Source organism: Pseudomonas sp. Z18(2022) (assembly GCF_036346535.1).
GTDB classification, from domain to species: domain Bacteria; phylum Pseudomonadota; class Gammaproteobacteria; order Pseudomonadales; family Pseudomonadaceae; genus Aquipseudomonas; species Aquipseudomonas yamanorum_A.
In genome coordinates, this window is record NZ_JAOTOA010000011.1 from 68,695 (window position 1) to 92,128 (window position 23,434).

Consider the following 23,434-nt stretch of genomic DNA (forward strand, 5'->3'; position numbering starts at 1 on the left):
CGTCTTCACTTCAGGCCGGAAAGGCCAAGGGCGGGGTCGATTCCATCGAGTGCGGCGGCCAGAGCCTTGGCCTTGTCGGCGATCTGCTTGCGCTGATCGGCCGTAACGCTGTCATACGTGGCGTAGCGGCCATCGACTTTCAAACCGTTAAGTTCGGCGTCGAGGGCGGTGATCGCACTGTCGATGCCGGGCAGCAGTTGCTCGGCAGATTTGGTCAACAGTGGGCGCATCAGGTCGACCACCTTGCGGGCGGCGTCCAGGTTGGCGGCGAAACCGTTGAGGTCGATATGGCTGTAGCGTTCTTCCTCACCGCTGGCGGCGCGTACGTCGGCCAGGCTGTTGAGGTTGCGCACCACAATGCTCACCAGTTGCTCCGGTGGCAGCGACTGGGCCAGCAGCTGTTGCTTGAGGCTGGTGACGTCGGTCACCAGACGCTGGGCAATCGGGGCCAGGCCGTCGAGGTTGCGTTGCTGGAACAGGCCGTATTCCAGGCGGTGGAAGCCGCTGAAGGCCGGGTCTTGCTCGCGTTTTTCAAAGTAATCGGCGCGGGCATTGATCGCGTTGTCCAGTTCCGCCAGGCGCTGCGAGGCCGGGGCCAGGCGCTGGTAAGCCTCACGGGCCGGCACGTAAAGCGCCTGGGCCTGGGCAAGGTCGCCGGCTTCGATGGCCTGATCAAGCGCGGTAACCGCCTTGACCAGGGCGCTGCCCTGGCTGCTCAGGTACACGCGAAATTCCGACAGCGGGCCGATAAACGCCACCATCGATGGCTTGGCTTTGGCTTGGGCGTCCGACTCGGCGGTTGGAGTCACCTTCAAGGTGCCCCGCGGGTTGCTCAACAGGCCGCAGGTGATCTGGTAGTCGCCGGGCAGCAGGTTGGCGTTGATCACCTGGCTCAGGCCCGGAGCGATGTTTTCGCGCTCTTCGACCACCAGCACGCCGTCGAGGATCTCCCATTCCACGGCACGGTCCGAGCGGTTGATGATGCGGAAACTGGCGTGGCCGGCCGGCACCGTGAGCGCATTCGGCTCGCAGCTGTGGGCGTGGATGGTCACGGCGATTTCATTGTGGTTGGCCTGGCGCTTGGAGGCGGCCAGTTGCGAGGCGTAATAGAACAGGCCACCGGCGGCGATCATCACGACCACCGAGCCGCCCACCGCCCAGCGCAAGGCGCGGGAGGGCGGAGCCGGTTGAGGGGTTTGGTTGGACAAGAGGCGGTCCTTACTGGCTGGAAACGGAAGAGGTTGTGCGGGCGGCCGGCTTGCTCGGCGGCGCCGGCAAGAAGAACATCACCAGGGCCACCACCAGGTAAATCAGGTAGGCACCCAGGGTGCTCACGGTCGGGGCGTCCTGGTAGCCGAACATGCCGGCGAGCACCGAGCCCAACGGGCCATCCATCGGCAGCGTCGCGCTGAAATCGAACAACACGGTTTGCAGGTGGTTCCATACCCCGGCTTCGTGCAGCGCCTGTACCGAGTTGGCGAGGATGCCGGCGGCCACCACGAGGATGAACAAACCGGTCCAGCGGAAGAACGCACCGAGGTTCAGGCGCATGCTGCCGGTGTAGATCAGGAAGCCGACGATGATTGCCAGGATCAGGCCGAGCAGGGCGCCAATCGGCGCGCCCGGGCCTTCGCTTTGCTGGAACACGGCCAGCAGGAAGAACACGGTTTCGAGGCCTTCGCGGGCCACGGCAAAAAACACCATGGCGATCAGCGCGGTGACCTGGTGCTTGGAGCCGGCCAAGGCATGATCAAGGGATTCATGCAGGGAATGCTTGATGGAGCGCGCTACCTTGCGCATCCAGAACACCATGGAGCTGAGAATGCCCACGGCCACCAGGCCGACGATGCCTTCAAACAGTTCCTGTTGCTTTTGCGGGAATTCGGCACTGACCAGTTCCAGGCCGCCCCCCACCAGCAGCGCCAGGGCGGCTGCCAGAAAGACGCCGATCCACACTGCGGGCATGTACTGGCCACGGCCAGTCTGCTTGAGATAGCTGGCAATAATGCCAACGATCAAGGCCGCTTCTATGCCTTCGCGCAGCATGATTAAAAAGGGAACAAGCATTCGGCACCGAATCGTGACTAGATAGGAGGCTAAGTTGTAACATAATGATACTCATTGCTAAACAGGAAATGTTGACCTTTACTGAACGTTGACTGAACGGTGGTGGCAAACCGCAACCGCCACTAGAATGCGCGGCAACGTTCCAGTCACCGGATTGCGCCATTCCCCATGTCGGAAAAAGACACGATTTCCATCCAGCTGGTCCGCGAAGCCCTGTTGCAGAGCTGCGCACCGGGTGCGGCGACCGATGAAGTATTGACCAAGGTCGGGATCAGTCCCGCGCTGCTGGGCCAGCCAAATGCACGCGTTCCGGCCACGGCGTATGCGCGCTTGTGGCGCTTGCTGGCACGGCGCATGGATGATGAATTTTTCGGCATGGACCCGCGCAAGCTCAAGTCCGGCAGCCTGGAATTCCTTTGCCGCGCCTCCATGGCCCAGCCGACGCTTGCCACCGCACTGGAAACCGGCCTTGGCTTTCTGTCGCTGATGCTCGAGCGCATGCCGGCGCAACTGGTGCGCCAGCAGAGCCTGGCAGAAATCGTATTGCTGGAGCCTGAGCCCAAACCCAAGCGAGCCTTCACCTATTTTGCCTATTGGATGATCGTCCACGGTGTCGCCTGCTGGCTGGCCGGGCGGCGTATCCCGATCCTGGCGATTGAACTGCGCTGCCCACAGCCGGACTTCTGTGACGACTACCAGGTGATGTTCTCCGACAACCTGCGCTTCGACCGGCCCCGCACCCGGATGATTTTCTCCGCCGACTGCCTCGACCTGCCGATCAAGCGCAGTCCGGAAGAACTCAAGCGCTTCCTGGCCCATGCGCCTGCCAACATCCTGGTCAAATACCGCGACCCCGACAGCCTCGCCACCCGCATCAAGGCCGACCTTCGGCAAATGCCCGCCGACACCTGGCCGGAAACCGAAGGCCTGGCTGCCTCCCTGTGCATCTCGGCCTCGACCCTGCGCCGGCGCCTGGCAGAAGAAGGGCAGACCTACCAGGGCCTCAAGGACAGCGTGCGCAAGGAGTTGGCGATCGTATGGCTGGCCGACGCCGAGATCAGCTTTGCCGAGATCGCCACCCGCCTGGGATTTGCCGACGCCAGCTCGTTCTACAAGGCGTTTCGCAAGTGGTCGGGCTCCAACCCCGGGCACTATCGCAGCTTGATACTGAACGAAGCGCTGAGCCAATAGGTCACTGCCAGGCTGGACTGCTTATCCACGGTTTTGATGATCTGGGTCACTTTCCTGTGCCGCAGTGCGTGTGATATTCGGCGCCACCGCTCCATCGTTCGTTTCCTGACGCAGCCTGATCGGCGTTTGTCGCGATCAACGTCTACGCCATTTCCCTCATCCAAGAGCAGGATTTCATGGCACTTCACAGAACCGTAGAGACCCAGGACCAAGCCATCGAAGACGTCTATTCGAGTGGCTCCGCCCAGCACAAACTCCCCAAATATCGCCTCCCGGACCACTCGACCACACCGTCGGCGGCCTACAACCTGGTGCGCGACGAGCTGCTGCTGGACGGCAACTCCCGGCAAAACCTGGCGACCTTCTGCACCACCTGGGTCGAGCCCGAAGTGCAGCAGTTGATGGCCGATGCCCTCGACAAGAACATGATCGACAAGGATGAATACCCGCAGACGGCCGAAATCGAAAACCGTTGCGTGCACATCATTGCCGACCTGTGGCACGCGCCGAAGTCCTGGCAAACCGTCGGCTGTTCCACCACCGGCTCCAGCGAGGCGGCGATGCTCGGTGGCCTGGCCCTCAAATGGAGTTGGAAGAAACGCCGCGAAGCCGCAGGCTTGCCCACCGACAAACCAAACTTCGTGTGTGGCCCGGTGCAGATTTGCTGGAAGAAATTCGCCCGCTACTTCGACGTGGAAATTCGCGAAGTGCCATTGCGCGGCGATGCATTGGGCCTGCGCCCGGCCGACCTGCGGGAATATTGCGACGAAAACACCATCGGTGTGGTGGCGACCCTGGGCGTGACCTTTACCGGGATCTACGAACCGGTCGCCGCCCTGGCGGCCGAGCTGGATTCGATGCAACGTGACCTGGGCCTGGACATCCCGATCCATGTCGACGCCGCCAGCGGCGGGTTTATCGCCCCGTTCATCCAGCAGGAACTGCAATGGGACTTCATGATCGAGCGTGTCAAATCGATCAATGCCTCGGGCCACAAGTACGGCCTGGCGCCGCTGGGCGTGGGCTGGGTGATCTGGCGCTCCACCGAAGACCTGCCGGAAGAGCTGATCTTCTACGTCGATTACCTGGGCGGCAACATGGCCACCTTTGCCCTCAACTTCAGCCGGCCGGGCGGTGAAATCATCGCCCAGTACTACAACTTTCTGCGGCTCGGGCGCGACGGCTACACCCGCATTCAACAAGCCTGTTCGGACACTGCGCAGTGGCTGGCGTCGGAGATCGTCAAGTTCGCCCCGCTGGAACTGGTGTATGACGGCAAGGACGGGCTGCCGGCGGTCTGCTACAAGCTCAAGGATGGCGTCGACCACGGTTTCAGCCTCTACGACCTGTCGGAGCGCGTGCGTATGCGCGGCTGGCAGATTGCGTCTTACCCGCTGCCGTCCGACCGCCAGAACATCGTGGTGCAGCGCATCCTGGTGCGCCATGGCGTGAGTCGCGACCTGGTGGCGCTGCTGCTTGATGACCTTCGCAAGGCCATCGCCTACTTGCAGAAAAACCCGGTGGAGCATTCCGACGCGGGCCCAAGTTTCAGCCATGGCGCCATTGCCGACCCGGTTACCCCGGCCGACACCCCGAACCTCGACTGAACGCCCTGAACACTCACCGGGCCTTGAGGCCCGGTGCCTTTAGCGTTTCATCGCCAGGTACGAATCATCGTGACTGCCTTCTTTACTTTCCTGCACGACAACCCTTACATCCTGCTGTTCCTGGTGGTTGGCCTGTCTGTCTGGGTCGGGCGTGGCACCATCAAGGGCTACGGCCTGGGCGCGGTGGCCGGAGCCATCGTGATCGGCTGCGCGATTGCGACCTGGGCGTCGTACTACGGCGTGCATTTCGAACTCGATAACTTCACCAAGAGTCTGTTTTATTACCTGTTCATGTACGGCGTCGGCCTGCGTGTGGGGCCTTCGTTCATCAACAGCCTCAAGGGCGATGGCCTGAAGTTCACCTTCCTGGCAATTCTGTCCTCGTTCCTCGGGCTGGGCATCGTGGTGCTGGGCGTACGCCTGTTATCGCTGCCGGTGGGTGCGGCGGGCGGGATTCTTGCCGGTTCGCAAACCATGTCGGCGGCCATAGGTTCCGCCGAACAGGCCATCACCTCGGGCGTGGTGCCGCTGCCGCCGGGGACCACGGCGGCTGCGGCCACGGCGATGATCGCGCTGTCCTACGGCATCACTTATATCTGGGGCACGGTCGGCATCATCCTGATCTGCAAATACCTGCCGCGCTGGTGGGGTGTGGATGCGCGCAAGGCGGCCAAGCAATATGAAGTCGAACACGGCGTGCCGAACGTCGATGATGCGGGACTCAGCGGTTATCGACCGTTTGACCTGCGGGCTTATCGGCTGGTGAATCCGGAGCTGGTGGGGCAGAGCATCGCGCAGTTTCGCGAGCGGTTTGCGCTGTACCAGATCGAGAATGTCGAGCGCGGTGATCAGTTGCTGGGCGCCGATCCGACATTGGTGTTGCAACTGGGCGACGTGATTGCGCTGGGTGGGAGCCTGGACGCGCTGACTGATCACATGGGCCTGATCGGTCCGGAAGTGCCGGATGCCCGGGCGCTGAATATACCGCTGGATGAAGCGGTGATCCTGGTGACCCACAAGGATGCCGTGGGCAAGGCCCTCAAGGAATTCAGCCAGTCGCCGATTGCCGGGCAGGTGCAATTGGTGGGGATTGAGCGGGGTGGGGCGCCGATTCCCGTGGGGTTGGAAACCCGTCTGCAACGCCTGGATGTGATGCACCTGATTGGCCTGCGCAGTGCTATCGACAAGGCCACGGCGTTGTTGGGCAAGGCGGGGCGGCCGAGTACCGCGACTGATTTGCTCACGTTGTCCCTGGGCATGGTGCTGGGCTTGCTGATCGGGCTGATTCAAGTGCCGGCGTTCGGTGCGGCGGTTGGGTTGGGGAATGCAGGTGGGTTGCTGGTGTCGGGGATTATTGTTTCGTCGCTGGTATCGCGGGTGCGGTTCTTTGGTAATACGCCGAACGCGGCACGCAACATCCTCGAGGACATGGGGCTGATTTTCTTTGTTGCGATTGTGGGGGTGAATGCGGGGGCGAATCTGGTTTCGCAGATCAGCGCGATTATTGCGTTGAAGATCTTTGTGCTGGGGTTTGTGGCGTGCACGATTCCGCCGTTTATTGTTTGGGCGGTGGGGTTTCATGTGTTCAAGATCAACCCGGCGATTCTCATGGGCGGGGTGGCGGGGGCGCGTAGTCATTCGGGGCCTGCGCGGGAGGCGGCCAAGGAGATTGACAGCACCGTGCCGTGGATCGGGTTTCCGGTGGCTTATGCGGTGTCGGGGATCTTGCTCACGGTGTTTGGATATTTTGCCATGGTGCTTGCGCGGTAGCCGGTCTGCGTATATGTCCGTTATTTAGGTAACGGCGGCTTATGGTTTCGCTCTTACAGCGAGTCACTTTGCAAAAGCGGCAAAGTAACCAAAACGCTCTGCCCCGCCTGTCGGCACCTCGCCTAGGCTCGGTGTTCCCTCACTCCGGTATTGCTCCGCGGGCCGCCGCGACGGGGCGTCCCTGCCCCGTCGCGGCTAAACCGGCGTCCTGCCGGTTTAGCCGCTCCTCAATCCCTGCGTTCGGCCTCGGGCTGAATGGGGCAGTCAGATCAAGATCAAAAGCAAGAGCACGGCGGCCTGAAAGCCGACCTGAGTGTGGTGAAGCAAAGGCAAAAGCCGCTTTTCTGTAGGAGCTGGCTTGCCGGCGAAGAACCTGAGAGCGCCGCGTTCATTCAGGACGCCAACGTCATCGTTAACGACCATCGCCGGCAAGCCAGCTCCTACAGTGGATCGTGCTCGCTTTAGATGTTGATGTTGCCTTTGCTTCACCACACTCAAGCCGGCCTGTAGGCCGCTGTGCTTTGCTTTTGATCTGCTTTTGATCTTGATCTTAGGCGCCCCGTTAAACCACGCTGGCCGAACGCAGGTAGTACGGAGCGGGTAAACCGGCAGGACGCCGGTTTAGCCGCGACGGGGCAGGGACGCCCCGTCGCGGCGGCCCGCTTCGTGCTGCCGGAGTGCGGGCACACCGAGCCTTAGCGAGGTGCCGAGTGGTGGGGCAAGAGCCTTTTGGTTACTTTTGGGCTCCTTTCAAAAGTGACCCGCTGTAAGAGCGGAACCAATAGCCGCCATAACCCAAATAACGGATATACACACAAACCCCCAGCCCCAAAAAAAAGCCCCGCGACCGAATGAGGGCGCGGGGCAAAAAATTGGCTGGATGCGACCAACCAAAGGAGCTCTTTAAATCAGATCACTTGGCACTGGCGATGGTAGTACTCGGCTGCCAACCACCACCCAACGCCTTGTAGATCGCCACGATACCGCGGTACAGATCCACCTCAGCCTGAGCCTGCGAATCCTCGGCGGCCAGACGCTCACGTTGCGCGTCCAGCAACACCAGGAAGTCCACCGTACCTTCGCGGTAGCGAATCTCCGCCAGGTCGGCAGCCGCACGGCTCGACTCACTCTGACGAATCAGCGACACCAACCGCTGCTGGCGTTTGCCGTAATCACTGAAGGCATTCTCCGATTCTTCCAGCGCCAACAGCACCTGCTGCTCGTAAGTCGCCAAGGCGCCATCAGCTTCCGCATCCGCCCCCCGCAACCGCGCCCGCACGCTGCCCAGGTCAAACGCCGCCCAGGTAATGCTCGGGCCCAGCGACCAGGCATTGGCCGCCGCCGAACCAATCTGCGAACCGCGCCCGGCAGTAAAGCCAAGGAAACCACTGAGGCTCACCCGTGGAAACAGATCAGCCTTGGCCACCCCAATCCGCGCGGTGGCCGCTGCCAACTTACGCTCGGCACTGAGAATGTCCGGACGACGTTGCAACAGCTGCCCCGGATCGCCAATCGGCAACGCCTTGGCAATCGCCGGCAAGTCTTTCGGGCTCAGGTCCACGGTCAACTTGTCCGGGCGCTGGCCGAGGAGGGTGGCGATGCGATTACGCTCGCGCACTTCCTCAGCCTGCAGCTGCGGCACGCTGGCTTCTACAGCCGCCAGACGCGCATCGGCACGCACCACATCGAGCTGATCGCCCACACCGGCATCCCGCAGGCTGACGGTGATACCACGGGAATCTTCCTGGTTCTTCAGGTTGGCTACCGCGATCTTCTCGCGCAGTTGCGCGCCTCGCAGTTGGCCGTAAGCGTCCACCAGCTCGGCAATCATGGTGACTTGCAGTTGATACAGGTCGGCTTCGGCAACCTGCTGGTCAGCATCGCTGGCCTCCAGGTTGCGGCGGATGCGCCCGAACAAATCCACTTCCCAGGCCATGTCCAGGCCCAGGTCATACCGCTCGCTGTTGACGCGGTTGGTGGTCTGGCCCGGAATCTGGCCTTTGCCCACGTCGCTGCTGACGCGGCTGGTGATCACCGGCATCACGTCGTTGGCGGCGTCGTCACGAATCGCCCGGGCGGCCCGCAGGCGGGCAAATGCCACCCGCAGGTCACGGTTGCCTTGCAAGGATTGAGTCACCAACTGGTCAAGGGTCGGGTCCTCGAATTGCTGCCACCAGATGCCTTCGAACTTCGCATGGTCGTACTGCTTGGCGTCGGCGGCGGCCGTTACGTTGGCCGCCTCCAGTGGCTGGGTTTTATAGTCCGGGCCCACGGCACAGGCGCTCAGCGCCAGTACCAGCAAGCTCGGCAAAAATACTTTCACGCTCATTGCTGTGTCTCCAGCTTCAAGGCCTTGGCCGCTTTGCGCGCTTCACCGCGTTCGACAAACCGGCGGATCAGTACATAGAACACTGGCGTCAGCAGCAGACCAAAGAAGGTCACGCCGATCATCCCGGAGAACACCGCCACACCCATGGCGTGACGCATCTCGGCACCGGCACCGCTGGAGAGCACCAGAGGCACTACACCCATGATGAAGGCGAACGAGGTCATCAGGATCGGCCGCAGACGCAGACGGCAGGCTTCCAGTACCGCAGCCAGAGGGTCGAGACCTTCCTGCTGTTTGTCCTTGGCAAACTCGACGATCAGAATCGCGTTCTTACAGGCAAGCCCCACCAGTACGATCAAGCCGATCTGGGTAAAGATGTTGTTGTCGCCGCCGGAGATGATCACCCCGGTGATGGCCGACAGCAGGGTCATCGGTACGATCAGGATCACCGCCAGTGGCAGGCTCCAGCTTTCGTATTGGGCGGCCAGTACCAGGAACGCCAGCAGTACGCAGAGCGGGAACACGAACAGCGCGGTATTGCCCGAGAGGATTTGCTGATAGGTCAGGTCGGTCCACTCGTAGGTCATGCCGTTGGGCAGCTCGTCTTTCAACAGTTTTTCAATCGCCACCTGAGCCTGGCCGGAGCTGTAGCCCGGTGCGGCGTTACCGTTGATTTCAGCAGTGATGAAACCGTTGTAGTGCATCACGCGGTCCGGGCCCGAGGTGTCGCTGACCTTGATAAAGGTCGCCAACGGGATCATCTCGCCTTTGTTGTTGCGTACTTTCAGCTGGCCGATCTGGTCTTCATCCTGGCGGAACTGTTGTTCAGCCTGCACGTTGACCTGATAGGTACGACCGAAGCGGTTGAAGTCGTTGGCATACAACGACCCCAGGTAGATCTGCAGGGTGTCGAAGATGTCGCTGATCGCCACGCCGTGGGTCTTGGCCTTTTCGCGGTCGATGGCAGCATCGACCTGGGGCACGTTGACCGTGTAGCTGGTGAACAGGCCGAACAACTCCGGTACGCCACGGCTCTTGGTGATGATGTTCTGCACTTCTTTGTACAGCTCGTCGTAACCCAGGTTGCCACGGTCTTCGACCTGCAGGCGGAACCCGCCAATCGTACCCAGGCCCTGTACCGGCGGCGGTGGGAAGATCGCCATGTAGGCTTCCTGGATGCTGCTGTACTTGCCGTTCAGTGCACCGGCAATCGCACCGGCAGACAGGCTCGGGTCTTTACGCTCATCGAACGGTTTCAGGGTCACGAACACGATGCCGTTGTTCGGGCTGTTGGTAAAACCGTTGATCGACAAGCCAGGGAAGGCAATCGCGCTTTCCACGCCGGGCTGTTTCATGGCGATGTCGGACATGCGCTTGATCACGTCTTCGGTGCGGTCCAGGCTCGCGGCGTCCGGCAATTGTGCGAAGGCCACCAGGTATTGCTTGTCCTGGGCCGGTACGAAACCGGTTGGCGTGTGGGCAAAGCCCAGCCAGGTCAGAACCATCAGGCCGGCGTACAGGAACAGCGCGATGCCACTGCCGCGAATCACCCGGCGCACGGTGCCTACATAACCATGGCTGGCTTTATCGAAGAAGCGGTTGAACGGCTTGAACAACCAGCCACCCAGCATCTTGTCGAGGAACCGCGAGAAGCCGTCTTTCGGTGCGTTGTGACCTTTAAGCAATACCGCTGCCAGTGCCGGCGACAGGGTCAGCGAGTTGAACGCCGAAATCACCGTGGAAATCGCAATGGTCAGGGCGAACTGCTTATAGAACTGTCCGGTCAAGCCACTGATAAAGGCAGCGGGGATGAACACGGCACACAGTACCAACGCGGTCGCGATGATCGGGCCGGTCACTTCGCTCATGGCCTTTTCAGTGGCCGGGAACGGTTCCAGTCCCAATTCAATGTTCCGCTCGACGTTCTCCACCACCACGATGGCGTCGTCCACCACGATGCCGATGGCCAATACCAATCCGAACAGCGACAGCGCGTTGAGTGAGAAGCCGAACAGGTGCATCACCGCAAACGTACCGATCAACGATACCGGCACCGCCACCAATGGAATGATCGAGGCGCGCCAGGTCTGCAGGAACAGGATTACCACCAGCACCACCAGAATCAGTGCTTCGAACAAGGTGTGAACCACGGCCTCGATGGAACCGCGCACGAACACGGTCGGGTCGTAGGCGATGCGGTAGTCCATGCCTTCCGGGAAGCTCTTTTTCAGCTCCGCCATTTCGGCGCGCACTTCATTGGAGATGTCGATCGCGTTGGAACCCGGGCGCTGGAAGATCGGGATCGCCACGGCCGGCTGGTTATCGATCAACGAGCGCAGGGCGTACTGGCTGGAGCCCAACTCAACCCGCGCGATGTCTTTCAGGCGCGTGATTTCGCCGTTGTCGCCGGCACGAATGACGATGTTTTCGAACTCTTCCTCAGTGACCAGACGGCCCTGGGTATTCACCGACAATTGGAAGCTGGTGTCGGTGGGCGCAGGCTGCGCACCCAATGCACCGGCCGCCACCTGGCGGTTCTGTTCGCGAATGGCCGTTACCACATCGGTAGCGGTCAGGTTGCGCGAGGCGGTCTTGTTCGGGTCCAGCCACACACGCAGGGAGTAATCGCCCATGCCGAACAGCTGCACATCACCCACGCCGCCCAGCCGCGCCAGCTCATCCTTGATATTGAGGATGGCGTAGTTGGACAGGTAGAGCATGTTGTAGCGTTGGTCCGGGGAGGTGATGTGCACCACCATGGTCAGGTCAGGGGAGGCCTTGTCCACGGTAATACCGATGCGCGTCACTTCTTCAGGCAGTTTTGGCTGAGTCCGGGTCACCCGGTTCTGTACCTGCACCTGCGCGTTGTCCAGGTCGGTGCCCAGGGCGAAGGTGATGGTCAGGGTCAGCTTGCCGTCGGCGGTCGACTGCGAGGACATGTACAGCATGTTCTCGACGCCGGTGATGGCTTGCTCCAGGGGAGCGGCCACGGTTTCACCGATGACTTTGGGGTTGGCCCCCGGGAAGTTGGCGCGTACCACCACAGTCGGCGGCACCACTTCCGGGTATTCGCTGATCGGCAGTTGGAACAGCGAGATCGCGCCGGCGATCAGGATCAACAGCGAAAGCACCGCTGCGAAGATCGGCCGCGAAATGAAGAACTTGGAAAAATTCATCTTGAGTTGTATCCCTTAACCGCGTGGAGTCGCGACGCTGGCCAGCTTGGGCGCGGCTTTATCCGGCGCCACTTGCTCCAGGTTGCTGGCTTCAAGCGCTTGTCGTTGTTGTGCCAGGGCGGCGAGGGTTTCCTTGCTGGCCATCGGGATGGTTTCCGGAGCAACCGGCGACCCCGGGCGAACGCGCTGCAAGCCCTTGACGATGATCGTGTCGTCCTTGGTCAGGCCGCTGCGCACGATGCGCAAGCCTTCGATCTTCGGCCCCAGTTCCACGGCGCGATAAGCCGGCTTGTCGCCGTCCATCACCAGTACGAATTTCTTGCCAAGGTCAGTGCCCACGGCTTCATCGGTGATCAGCACGGCCGAGTAGGTGCCGCTGCCTACCAGCTTCAGGCGGGCATACAGGCCAGGGGTGTATTCGCCCTTGCTGTTATCAAACACGGCGCGACCACGAATGGTGCCGGTGGCCGGGTTGACCTGGTTGTCGACGAAGTTCATCTGGCCCAGGTGCGGGTTGCCGGTTTCATTGGACAGGCCCAGGTACACCGGGGTGGTAGCGCCACGGCGACCCTGGCGCGCGAGTTCGGTGTACTTGAGGTACACACGCTCATCGGCGTCGAAGTAGGCGTAGACCTTGTCGGTGGACACCACGCTGGTCAGCGCGGTGACATCGGCGGTCACCAGGTTGCCGGCGGTGATCTCGGCACGGCTGACACGGCCGCTGATAGGTGAGGTCACACGGGTGAAGCTCAGGTTCAGCTTGGCCAGGTCCAACTGCGCCTGGATCCCGGCCACCGTGGCGTGGGCTTCCTGGGCGGCGGTGGTGCGCGAGTCGGCCAGTTCGGCGGAGATCGCATTGCTCTGGCGCAGGCGTTCGCCGCGCTGGGCTTCGTTATCGCTGCGGGTGGCGGCGGCCTTGGTTTGCGCGAGCTGTGCTTCGAGGCGGCGCACTTCAGCCTGGAATGGGCGTGGGTCAATCTGGAACAGCAGGTCGCCTTTCTTGACCAGCGCGCCTTCGGTGAAAGCTACCTGATCGATCTGGCCCGACACGCGTGGACGGATCTGCACGGTTTCCGGTGCTTCGAGGCGGCCGGTGAACTCGTCCCACTCGTTGACCGGTTGTTCCAGCACCTTGGCCACGCTGACGTGGCTTGGTGGCATGGCGGCCGCTTGTTCTGGTGTCTTGCCGCACGCGCTCATCACCATCACGGCCAAAATGGCCAGTGGATAGCGCAAATGTTTGAGTGACTGTTCCATGAGGTGCATCCGCCAATGTATTTAAGATGGGCGGATCATGCTCGGCAGGGTGCTATCTCACGAATCGAATGAAACAAAGGTAACTATCATTCGGAATGATATAAGCGTAAAGCGAGCCCTCTAGCATGAGGGTTTCGTTAGGGAGCTATCAATGCTGTTGATGACAAAGGACTATTGCGCAGGATGCAAGGAACAGCGCGCCCCGTAAACTGTCGAGGGTGGTTGCTATTCAAATGTGCACAGCGCCGGGTTGGTGGCCTTGCATTCGTTTCCTGTCCAGGCGCTGCCAACAGGCTTGGCGTTGGCCTGGTTTTTCAGGGTCATGCTCACCGGTTCATGGTTCTGATCGAGGTAGTGGCATGCCACAGACGACCGACCCTGGCTGCTTTGGATCACCGCCTTTTCGAACTGGACCTGGTGCAGGTCCGTCTGCTCTGTCATCGGGTTTTGCCCGGTCCATTGCTGACCGCCTGGGCCGGACGCGGTGTAGGCAACCACTTCGCCGGACGGTGTCTTTTTGAAAGCATCTTTAAGGGCATTGGTGGGCGGGCAGGCGCCAGCGCCGGCGTAGGCGTTGCCCACCAACGCCATCAGGGTAATCACGAGGGCTGAGGTTTTCTTGAGCTGCCTGTTCATCACGCGTGCTCCTGGTCTGGAGAAACAGTGATGTGAAGACTAGCCCAAACAGGTAACGCCGGACGGTGTTAAATCCACACGTCGTTGATCGCCGTGCGCTCCCCACCTTCCGTGCCGGTGTTCAACACACCGCAGGGCTCGATCAACAGCAACTTCACCTCACCCAATGCGTGCGGCTTGTGCTCGACGCCTTTGGGTACCACGTACATTTCCCCTTGGCCGATCGTCACGGCGCCATCGCGAAAGTCGATGCGCAGCGTGCCTTCCAGCACGATAAAGGTTTCATCGGTGTCGGCATGGTCGTGCCAGATGAAATCACCCTCGATCTTCACCACCTTGAACTGGTAGTCATTCATTTGCGCGACGACCTTGGGCGCCCATTGCTCGCTGAACAGGGCGTATTTGCTGGCGAAGTTGATCGGTGTGTAATTCGTCGAAGCGGGGGTGGCGGACATTGGAGGTTCCAGGGTTTCAAGTCATCGGAGCCTTACGTTAGGCCCAATGGCTTGCCGGATATTGAATGATCGTGCAGTGCCAGCTCATTCACCATTCGCTCGATCAGCACCCTGACGCGGCGCGGCTGAACCCGGGTTGGCGGGTAGACGATGTTCAACGCGGTACTGCCCAGATCATAGTCAGTCAGCAGCTCGACCAAGCGTCCGGCCTCAAGATCGGCGCGCACGTCCCACACCGATTTCAGGCAAATGCCATGACCGGCCAAGCACCACTGGCGCACCAGCGCGCCGTCGTTCGCCACCCGCCGGCCCTGGACCAGCACCCGATGGGTGTGCCCGTGCCGCTTGAAGGTCCATTCCCGCGAAATATTGATGCCGAAGCGCATCACCAGGCACTCATGACGCGCCAGGTCCTCGGGGTGTCGGGGCGTGCCATTGAGCGCCAGGTAGTGGGGTGATGCACACAGCACGCGACGGTTTTCGCCAATCGGCCTGGCATGCAGGGTGCTATCCGCCAGCGCGCCGTAGCGCACCGCGAAATCAATGCCCTGGCTCACCGGGTCGGCGTAGCCGTCACTAAGGTTCAGGTCAATGCTGATCTCGGGATGCTCCAGCATGAACGCGGCGAGGATCGGTTCAATGTATTGGCGCCCGAGGTCTTCCGGGGCGCTGAGCCGAATCGGCCCCGACAGGGTGTGGGTGCCATGGCGAATGCTGCTGTGCAACTCCTCGGCCTCCGCCAGCAGGCGCCGTGCACCGTCCACCAGCAAGCGGCCTTCGTCCGTCAGGTTGATCGCCCGGGTGGTGCGGTTGAGCAGGCTGGCGCCATAGAAACCCTCCAGCTGCGCGAGCCTTTCCGAGACGGAGGCGGGTGACAGTCCCAGCTCTCTACCCGCCGCCGACAGCCCGCCTTTTTCCACGATCAGCAAAAACAACTCGAGGTTCTTCAGCAGCATTGTTCGGTATTTCCGAAGGTGGTTTTTGATTTCAGCTCAATTATCAAATTAAACCCAAAGGACTAGTTTTGCACCCATCGTTAACCAGCGGAGTGACTGACATGTCGTCCAACCCTGCAAAAATGCCCATCCAGGTCTGGGTGCTGACCCTGGCGGCCTTCGCCATCGGCACCGCCGAATTCGTGATTGCCGGCTTGCTGACCCAAGTCTCCCATAGCCTCAACATCACTGAAGGGCAGGCGGGCAACCTGATTACCGCCTATGCGCTGGCCATCGTGGTCGGCGGCCCGGTGCTGACGATCTGGCTCTCACGCTACGAAAAACGCACGGTGCTGTGGCTGTTGATGGCGGTGTTCGTCGGCGCCAACGTGATGACCGCCCTCAGCAGCGACTACAGCGTGTTGCTGGTGAGTCGGGCGATTGCCGGGCTGACCCAGGGGCCGTTCTACGGGATCGGTGCCGTGGTCGCAACGCGCTTGGTGGCCAGCGGCATGGAAGGCCGCGCCGTCGGCCAGATGTTTGCCGGGCTGACGTTGGCCAACGTATTGGGCGTACCCGCCGGCTCGTGGATTGGCAATCAATATGGCTGGAGCACGGCCTTCCTGGTAGTCGCCGCGTTGGGCGTGCTCGCGTTGCTGGCAATCGTCGTGTCGATCAAGCGCCAGGGCACCGAGCAGGCGGTTTCGGTGATCAACCAGTTGTCGGTGTTTCGTAACCGCAACCTGCTGGCCAGCCTGATGTTCACCGTGCTCGGCTGGGCCGGGTTCATGGCCTTTTATGGCTACATCGCGCCGATTGCCGAACAGGTGGCCGGGTTTGATTCGACGATGTTGACCGCGGTGCTGGTCGTGGTCGGCATTGGCCTGGTAGTTGGCAACAGCCTCGGGGCGCGTACCGCCGACGCCAACTTGCGCTTTTCGCTGATGTTCTGGCCGGCGGCGATGATCGTGACGCTGATCGCCGCAGGCCTCGTGGCGCCCTACAAGTGGCCGTTCCTGGTGACCGCGTTCCTCTTTGGTATCGCCTCGTTCGCCAACGTGCCATCCATGCAAATGCGCGTGATGAAACATGGCGGCAAGGCCCCGGAGCTGGCTGCCACGGCGAATATTTCGGCCTTCAACCTGGCCAACGCCCTGGGCGGCATCATCGGCGGCATCGTGGTGGACAGCCACTGGGGCGCGGCGGCGATTCCGTTTGCGGCTGCGGCGATTCCATTGCTCGGTGTGCTGTTCATTGTTTCCCAGGAAGGCGCGGGTAAAGCCACCCGGCCTGCCGCAATGGCTTGATCCCCTGAATTCAGTATGAGGTGAACCAACATGGACAAAACCGATAACCCGCAACGTCGTACGTTCCTCGCCCAGGCCGGCGCAGGTGCAGCCGTTCTGGCCGCAGGATCGCTGCTCGGCCCGGCCACTGCCAACGCCGCGGTGACAGGGCAGGGCAACGCTGCCCCCGCGGCGACTGCCGGCAAGGCAACCGGGCGTTTCTGGCCTGGGGACACCCGGCTGGTGGTGTCCATTTCCATGCAATTCGAGGCAGGCGGCCAACCGCTTAAGGGCACTGACAGTCCGTTCCCCCACGTGGATTTTCCCGACAGTGTTCCGCAGGATGTGGCCACCAACACCTGGTTTGCCTACGGCTACCGTGAAGGTATTCCGCGGATGCTTGACCTCTGGGACCGGCATGGGGTGAAAGTCACCTGCCACATGATCGGCGACGCCGTAAAGCGCAACCCCGCGCTGGCCCGGGAGATCGTCGCCCGTGGGCACGAAGCCTCGGGGCATGGCCCGCACTGGAGCTCGCAATTTGCCATGAGCCGCGATGAAGAGCGCACCTTCCTGCGCCAGGCCGCGAGCATGCTGCAGGACGTCACCGGTCAGCCGGTCACCGGCTACAACTGTAACTGGCTGCGGCGCGGGCCCAATACCTTGTCGTTGCTGCAGGAGCTGGGCTACGTCTATCACATTGATGATGTGAGTCGTGATGAGCCGTTTATCGAGCAGGTCAATGGCAAGGACTTTGTCGTGGTCCCGTACACCCTGCGCAACAACGACATCGTGTTGATTGAGGGGCGCAATTACTCGCCCTCGAAATTCCTTGAACAGGTCAAGCTGGAGTTCGACCAGCTCTACCAGGAAGCCGGTAGCCGACGCCGCATGATGGCGATCAGTGCCCACGACCGCATCAGCGGTACGCCGCAAATGGTCAGGGTCTGGGACGAGTTTCTGCGGTACGCCAACAGCCATCCCGGCGTGGCGTTCATGCGCAAGGACGCCATCGCTCAATACACTTTGAAAAGCCCCCTCAGCCTCAGGGAAAGCGAAACCATCTGAGTTCGTTCTCTTCGCCTTTATAGGATGTGCCTCTATGCAACGCTCCATTCCCTTTATCGCCGCCGGATTCCTGGCCCTGACCCTCTCGGGCTTGGCGTTTGCCACCACCGAGCTGGTGGCGCCCGGTGTCCTGGTGGTGGACAAGAGCCTGACCGCCGCGCAACTGAAGATCATGGAAACGGTCGCCCGGCGTTACGACACGTTCTGGAATACCGGTGACGAGAGCCTGGCCCGTGAAGCGCTGGCGCTCAACTTCATCGACAAAACACCGCCCGCCGGGCGCAAGCAAGGGCCGGAGGGCCCGCTGCTGGCCTCCCGCGCGTTTCGCGGCGCGGTGCCGGACCTGAGCTGCGAAGTGGAGCAAATGATCATTGCCGGCGATCGCGTCGTGGCGCATTTGCATTTTCGCGGGCACTTCACCGGTTCCTTCGGCCAGATCAAGGGCACCGGCCAGGTCGTGGACTTTATTGCCACCGACATTTATCAGATTGGCAACGGCAAGATCGTCGCCAACTGGCACATCGAAGACAACCTGACGCTGATGAAGCAGTTGGGTGCGCTCTGACGGGAGGGCTCTGCACATGACCGTTCACTACCTGGATCACTTCACGCTCCGCACGGAGCATGTCGACGCGACGGTGAGTTTCTATCGTGACGCCCTCGGCCTTGAGGAGGGCTGGCGCCCGGCGTTCCCTTTTCCAGGGAGCTGGCTTTATTCAGCAGGGCGGCCGCTGTTGCACATCGCCAACGTTCAACGCAACGATGCGGCGCTTGAAGCGTACCTTGGCGGGCGCAGCCCGGGGCACGGCTCAGGTGCGCTCGATCACATCGCATTGCGCTGTGACGATCTGCCAAGGCATCAACAACGCCTGCGCAAGCGTGGGGTGCCGTTCACCGAGCGGGTGGTGCCGGAGCTGTTCGAGCACCAATTGTTTGTCGAGGACCCGAACGGTATCAGGGTCGAGCTGATCTTTGCTTACCCGGCGGCCTGAGGTGACTGCCCGGCCAACTGTTGGCTGGGCAACAGCTATCGGGCAGTTGTGGTTTGCGCTGGACAGCGCACTGCCGACGACTGTTTTCATCTGATTGATTCTATTGATATTTATTTATGGCATGGGCTCTGCAATGCACACAGGTGAACCCTTTCACCCGTCGCTCAGCGGAGCCCTGTATGCCTTGCACCTTTTTCTCGCGTTCCCGTTTTATCTGGCTTGGCGCAGCGCTGTTGCTGGGCCATGCCGCCATTTCCCAGGCCGCCGAGGGCGATGACGCGGTACCGTCCCTGGCCGGCAAGCGCATTGCCGTGAGCATGACTGGTACCAGTCACTACTTCGATATCAAGGCGTTCCAGGCCCAGGTCGACGAGATCAAGCGTCTCGGCGGCACGCCCATTACCCTGGACGCCGGGCGCAATGACAAGAACCTGGTGACCCAGCTGCAAACCGTGGTCACCCAGAAACCCGATGCGGTGATCCAGACGCTCGGCACCCTCAGCGTGATCGACCCGTGGCTCAAGCGCATCAGCAAGGCCGGCATTCCGCTGTTCACCATCGACGCGCCTTCGCAGTACAGCCTCAACAACACCACCTCCGACAACGTCGCCACCGGCAAGGCCTTGGCCGATCAACTGATCAAGGACGCCGGCGGCAAGGGCAAGATCCTGGTGTTCAACGGCTTCTACGGCGTGCCGGTGTGCGCGATTCGCTACGACCAGTTGAAGCTGGCGCTCAAGGATCATCCGCAGCTGGAGATCATCCAGCCGGAGCTGCGGGATGTAATCCCCAACACCGTGCAGGATGCCTATTCCCAAGTGTCTGCGTTGCTCAACAAGTACCCGGCCGGCAGCGTCTCGGCGATCTGGGCGGCGTGGGACATTCCACAACTGGGCGCGAGCAAGGCGCTGATCGATGCCAAGCGCACCGAGATCAAGACCTACGGCGTGGATGGCACGCCTGAAGTGCTGGAACTGCTGGGCCAGGCGAATTCGCCGGTAGGCGCGGTGGTGGCCCAGCAACCCGCGCTGATCGGCAAGACCGCCGTGCAGAACGTGGCGCGGTACCTGGCCGGGCAGCGCGACCTGCCCAAGGAAACCCATGTGCCGACGCTGCTGACCACCGCTGCCAACCTGGCGCAGGTCCAGCAACTGCGGGGTGATTGATGGCGGCGTTGCACTTGCAGCATCTGCGCAAACGCTTCGGTGCCACCCTGGCGCTGGACGATGCGAGCCTGAAAGTCGAGCGCGGCACCATTCACGGCCTGGTGGGCGAGAACGGTGCCGGCAAGTCGACCTTGATCAAGGTGTTGGCGGGGATCCACAAGGCGGACTCGGGGCAACTGAGCATTGACGGCCAGTCGTACGCTTCACTGTCGCCGCGCCAGGTGGACGCCCTGGGTGTGCAGTTCATCCATCAGGAGCGGTTATTGCCGGCGAGTTTCACCGTAGGCGAGGCGCTGTTCTTCGGGCATGAGTTGCGCCGTGGTCCGTTTGTCGACCGGCGTCGCCAACAGCGCGAAGCCGAGCGTTTGCTGGCGGAGTATTTTGACCTGCAACTGCCGGCCGGTGCGTTGGTGGGCGAGCTGAACAGCGCCGAGCGCCAGGTGCTGCAAATCACCCGGGCGTTGATTCGCCAGCCGAAGATCCTGGTGTTCGACGAGCCCAGCGTGGCCCTGGTCAAGCGCGAAGTCGACCAGTTGCTGCGCATCGTCAAGCGCTTGCGGGACCAGGGTTTGTCGATCCTCTACATCTCCCATTACCTGCAGGAAATCGACAGCCTGTGCGATGAGGTGACGGTGTTGCGCAATGGCCGCGATGTAGCGGTGGTGCAGCCGCGGCATACCTCCAGCGCGCAGATTGCGCGGTTGATGGTCAATCGCGAGGTCCAGGAGATGTATCCCAAGGCGCAGGTCGAACTTGGCGAGCCGTTACTGCAGGTGCGCGGGCTGAGCCTGGCCCGGCGTTACCGGCAGATTGACCTGGAACTGCGCCGGGGCGAAATCGTCGGCCTGACCGGGTTGGTGGGGTCGGGGGCCAAGGATTTGCTCAAGACCCTGTTCGGCGTGGTGCGTGCCGACAGTGGCAGCGTGCATCTGGAAGGTCGTCTGTTGCGCCTGCGTTCACCGGGTGACGCGATCGCCCAAGGGATTGCCCTGGTGCCGGAAGAACGTCGCAGCCAGGGGATTTCGCCGCTGCTCTCGGTGCTGGAAAACCTGACCCTGGCCGGGCTTGGGCGCTTCAGCCGCTGGGGTTTGCTGAGCAAACGCCATGAGCAGGCCGAAAGTCTGCGGCTGATCAGTGAATTGGTAATCAAGGCGCCGGGCCCGCAGGCGGCGGTCAGCCAGTTGAGCGGCGGCAACCAGCAGAAGGTTGCCCTGGGCAAATGGCTGAGCCGGCGCTCGGCGGTGTACCTGTTGGACGAGCCGTGCGTTGGCGTGGATGTCGGCGCCAAAGTCGAGATTTATCGCCTGATCGGGCGCCTGGTGGAAGAGGGCGCTGCGGTGCTGGTGTTGTCGTCGGACCTGCCGGAGCTGCTGGGCATTTGCGACCGCATCCTGGTGTTGCACCGAGGCGAGATTGCCGGCGAATTCCAGGCCGGTGAGGCAGACAGTGATCAGTTGTTAGCGTGTGCCACGGGCGCGGTGCAACCCTCGGTAGCCGTGCCGGTGAAACAGGAGGTGGCCCATGTCCCTGCTTGAAACGGCGACCCCGGGCTTGTCCCAGCGACTGTGGGTGCTGGTGTTGCGACGCGGCTCGGTGGGCGTGTTCCTCGCGATCTTGTTGGGGTTTGCCGTCTCTGCGCCGAATTTCCTGTCGGCGGGCAATATCGCCAATGTATTCAGCCAGTCGGCGATCCTCGGCGTGCTTGCCTTCGGCCTGACCTGCGTGATTATCGGCGGCGGCTCCAACGTGGTGGCCGGCGGTCTCGACCTGTCGCTGGCGGCTAACCTGGGGTTGTGCGCGGCGGTGTTCAGTCGGCTCAACAACGCCGGCCTCGACCTTTGGGCCAGCCTGCTGCTGACCTTGGGCTGTGGACTGGCGGTCGGACTGCTCAATGGCCTGGCCGTGGTGGTGCTGCGCTTGCCACCCTTGCTCGCGACCCTGGCAAGCATGAATGTGCTGGCCGGGCTGGAGCTGGTGCTCACCGAAAACACCGTGGTGTCCACTGACTCACCGTTGCTCGACCTGCTCAGCGGCGGCACCTGGCTGGCCGTGCCGGCGCTCGCCTGGGTGTTGCTGGTGACAGCCTTCCTGCTGACGTTGCTGATCCAGCACACCGCCTACGGGTTGCGCCTGCATGCCGTAGGCGAGTACCCGCACGCCGCAGAAGCTGCCGGGATTCGCGTGCCGGCCTATGTGCTTTCCAGCTATTTGCTGTCGGGGCTGTGCGCGGCGGTGGCGGCCTTGTGTTCGGCGGCGTTTTTCAGCGGCAGCACCACCGGCTCCGGTGACATGTTGCTGTCGGTGGTGGCGATCGCCTTTCTCGGCGTGGTGTTTTCCCGGCGGCTGGTGGCCAGCATCCCCGGCACCTTGCTGGCGACTTTGCTGATCGGCTTTTTGATCAACGGGTTTCAACTGCTCAACCTGTCGAGCTTCTGGGTCAACGGTGTGCAGGGCGTGTTGATTCTGCTGGTGGTCGCGGCCTCCAGTGCTTTGAATCGGGGAGAGTCATCATGAGCCGAATCGCAACCATGGGCGTAGCGGGTTGGCGTTCGCTGTTGCCCCTGACGTTGCCGCTGGTATTCGTGGCCATCGTGCTGGTGTTTGCCTGGCAGGCGCCCGGGTTCCTCAGTGGCGGCAACCTGAAAAGCCTTGCGCTGAACAACTTCGTGCTGTTGGCGATTGTCGCCATCGGCATGACCTACGCGGTGGCGGCCGGTGGCATCGATTTGTCGGTGGGCACCGTGGTGGATTTCGCCAGTTTCAGCTTTGTGGTGCTGCTTAACGCCGGGCACGGATTGGGCGTGGCGATTGCTGGCGCGTTGGCCGCCGGGCTGCTGGTCGGGTTGTTCAATGCCGGCTTGATCGCAGGGCTCAGGATCAGCCCGTTCCTGGCGACCCTGGGCACCTTGTTTATCGGCACCAGTGCCCAGCAGTTGCTCTCGGACGGCGGCCAACCGATCTACATCGCCCAGGGATTCAAGCCGGAACTGGCGAGCTTCAGCCCGCTGGGCGTGCCGTTGCCACTGTTGATCGTGCTGGTCCTGGCCGTGGTCTACGGCCTGTTGCTGGCCCGTGGGCGCCTGGGGCGGGAGTTGCTGGCCCAGGGCACCCAGCCGTTGCTGGCGTATTACTCGGGGTTGTCGGTGCGGCGCATCGTCACCACCACAGTGCTGGCGGCAGCGCTGGCGTGCGCAGTGGCGGGGATTCTGCTCAGTTCGACGGTGAGTGCTTACGTGCCGCTGTCGGGCAATGCGTTCCTGCTGAATGCGATTGGCGCGGTGTTTATCGGCACCACCCTGAATCGTCAGGGCCGGGCGAATATTCCGGGCACGTTGCTGGGGGTGCTGTTTATCAATGTCATCGCCAATGGCTTGCTGCTGATCGGCTGGAATTTCTACTGGCAGCAGGTGGCAACCGGCGTGCTGATTTTTGCGGTACTGGCCTTCAGCTTTATCAGTCGCAGGATTGCGCAGAACACCTGAGGCGCGGGGCCCCAGGT

20 protein-coding genes are annotated in these 23,434 nt (G+C 61.8%); 11 read left to right on the forward strand and 9 right to left on the reverse strand.

From position 1 onward, the window contains the following. Positions 1-5 precede the first annotated feature (5 nt). Both efeO and efeU read right to left on the reverse strand, forming a co-directional pair. On the reverse strand, positions 6-1,208 hold the full coding sequence (gene efeO, locus V3W39_RS20845) for an iron uptake system protein EfeO (RefSeq protein WP_177044102.1): 1,203 nt from the start codon (positions 1,206-1,208) through the stop codon (positions 6-8). 10 nt (positions 1,209-1,218) lie between these two features. Beyond that, on the reverse strand, positions 1,219-2,067 hold the full coding sequence (efeU, locus tag V3W39_RS20850) for an iron uptake transporter permease EfeU (protein WP_177044101.1): 849 nt from the start codon (positions 2,065-2,067) through the stop codon (positions 1,219-1,221). Between the two features lie 168 nt (positions 2,068-2,235). On the opposite strand from efeU, the gene V3W39_RS20855 reads away from it, so the two are divergent. The 3 genes from V3W39_RS20855 (at position 2,236) to V3W39_RS20865 (ending at position 6,635) form a co-directional block, all read left to right on the forward strand. Further along, positions 2,236-3,258: an AraC family transcriptional regulator gene (locus tag V3W39_RS20855; RefSeq protein WP_330213249.1), complete on the forward strand. Its 1,023-nt coding sequence runs from the start codon at positions 2,236-2,238 to the stop codon at positions 3,256-3,258. Between the two features lie 176 nt (positions 3,259-3,434). Then, complete coding sequence (locus tag V3W39_RS20860; RefSeq protein WP_177044099.1) at positions 3,435-4,865, forward strand: glutamate decarboxylase; 1,431 nt, start codon at positions 3,435-3,437, stop codon at positions 4,863-4,865. Between the two features lie 69 nt (positions 4,866-4,934). Next, positions 4,935-6,635 carry an aspartate:alanine exchanger family transporter gene (locus V3W39_RS20865; protein WP_177116050.1) on the forward strand — a complete coding sequence of 567 codons (1,701 nt, stop codon included), beginning with the start codon at positions 4,935-4,937 and terminating at the stop codon, positions 6,633-6,635. Between the two features lie 264 nt (positions 6,636-6,899). Here V3W39_RS20865 and V3W39_RS20870 read toward each other — a convergent pair whose 3' ends face one another. The 7 genes from V3W39_RS20870 to V3W39_RS20900 all read right to left on the reverse strand — a co-directional run bounded on the left by V3W39_RS20870 (position 6,900) and on the right by V3W39_RS20900 (position 15,444). Further along, the gene (locus V3W39_RS20870) at positions 6,900-7,067 is read right to left on the reverse strand and encodes a hypothetical protein (protein WP_330213250.1); all 168 of its coding nucleotides are present in this window, start codon (positions 7,065-7,067) and stop codon (positions 6,900-6,902) included. 481 nt (positions 7,068-7,548) lie between these two features. After that, positions 7,549-8,964, reverse strand: a complete 1,416-nt coding sequence (locus V3W39_RS20875; protein ID WP_177077526.1) for an efflux transporter outer membrane subunit — start codon at positions 8,962-8,964, stop codon at positions 7,549-7,551. After that, positions 8,961-12,140 (reverse strand): efflux RND transporter permease subunit, encoded by a 3,180-nt coding sequence (locus V3W39_RS20880; protein WP_177045411.1) that lies wholly within the window; start codon positions 12,138-12,140, stop codon positions 8,961-8,963. Before V3W39_RS20880 ends, V3W39_RS20875 begins: the two co-directional genes overlap by 4 nt. A gap of 15 nt (positions 12,141-12,155) precedes the next feature. Continuing rightward, the gene (gene mexE / locus V3W39_RS20885) at positions 12,156-13,397 is read right to left on the reverse strand and encodes a multidrug efflux RND transporter periplasmic adaptor subunit MexE (RefSeq protein WP_177045409.1); all 1,242 of its coding nucleotides are present in this window, start codon (positions 13,395-13,397) and stop codon (positions 12,156-12,158) included. 225 nt (positions 13,398-13,622) lie between these two features. After that, positions 13,623-14,033: a DUF3757 domain-containing protein gene (locus tag V3W39_RS20890; RefSeq protein ID WP_330213251.1), complete on the reverse strand. Its 411-nt coding sequence runs from the start codon at positions 14,031-14,033 to the stop codon at positions 13,623-13,625. A 68-nt stretch (positions 14,034-14,101) separates the two neighbouring features. After that, complete coding sequence (locus V3W39_RS20895; RefSeq protein ID WP_177045405.1) at positions 14,102-14,488, reverse strand: cupin domain-containing protein; 387 nt, start codon at positions 14,486-14,488, stop codon at positions 14,102-14,104. Positions 14,489-14,520: 32 nt separating this feature from the next. Further along, the gene (locus V3W39_RS20900; RefSeq protein ID WP_177045404.1) at positions 14,521-15,444 is read right to left on the reverse strand and encodes a LysR family transcriptional regulator; all 924 of its coding nucleotides are present in this window, start codon (positions 15,442-15,444) and stop codon (positions 14,521-14,523) included. 101 nt (positions 15,445-15,545) lie between these two features. On the opposite strand from V3W39_RS20900, the gene V3W39_RS20905 reads away from it, so the two are divergent. The 8 genes from V3W39_RS20905 (at position 15,546) to V3W39_RS20940 (ending at position 23,417) form a co-directional block, all read left to right on the forward strand. Then, the gene (locus V3W39_RS20905; RefSeq protein WP_330213252.1) at positions 15,546-16,730 is read left to right on the forward strand and encodes an MFS transporter; all 1,185 of its coding nucleotides are present in this window, start codon (positions 15,546-15,548) and stop codon (positions 16,728-16,730) included. A 30-nt stretch (positions 16,731-16,760) separates the two neighbouring features. Beyond that, positions 16,761-17,777, forward strand: coding sequence for a polysaccharide deacetylase family protein (locus V3W39_RS20910; RefSeq protein WP_177133383.1), 1,017 nt, complete (start codon positions 16,761-16,763; stop codon positions 17,775-17,777). A 34-nt stretch (positions 17,778-17,811) separates the two neighbouring features. Next, on the forward strand, positions 17,812-18,342 hold the full coding sequence (locus tag V3W39_RS20915; protein WP_330213253.1) for an ester cyclase: 531 nt from the start codon (positions 17,812-17,814) through the stop codon (positions 18,340-18,342). Positions 18,343-18,358: 16 nt separating this feature from the next. Then, entirely contained in the window at positions 18,359-18,769 is a 411-nt protein-coding gene (locus V3W39_RS20920) for a VOC family protein (protein ID WP_177045396.1), read from the forward strand. A 179-nt stretch (positions 18,770-18,948) separates the two neighbouring features. Next, positions 18,949-19,935, forward strand: a complete 987-nt coding sequence (locus V3W39_RS20925; protein WP_169388312.1) for a sugar ABC transporter substrate-binding protein — start codon at positions 18,949-18,951, stop codon at positions 19,933-19,935. Continuing rightward, a complete protein-coding gene (locus tag V3W39_RS20930; protein ID WP_330213254.1) occupies positions 19,935-21,470 on the forward strand; it encodes a sugar ABC transporter ATP-binding protein in 1,536 nt (511 codons plus the stop codon). The genes V3W39_RS20925 and V3W39_RS20930 overlap by 1 nt, the downstream gene beginning before the upstream one ends. Further along, the gene (locus V3W39_RS20935; RefSeq protein ID WP_330213255.1) at positions 21,457-22,449 is read left to right on the forward strand and encodes an ABC transporter permease; all 993 of its coding nucleotides are present in this window, start codon (positions 21,457-21,459) and stop codon (positions 22,447-22,449) included. Before V3W39_RS20930 ends, V3W39_RS20935 begins: the two co-directional genes overlap by 14 nt. After that, a complete protein-coding gene (locus tag V3W39_RS20940) occupies positions 22,446-23,417 on the forward strand; it encodes an ABC transporter permease (RefSeq protein ID WP_330213256.1) in 972 nt (323 codons plus the stop codon). Before V3W39_RS20935 ends, V3W39_RS20940 begins: the two co-directional genes overlap by 4 nt. Positions 23,418-23,434 lie beyond the last annotated feature (17 nt).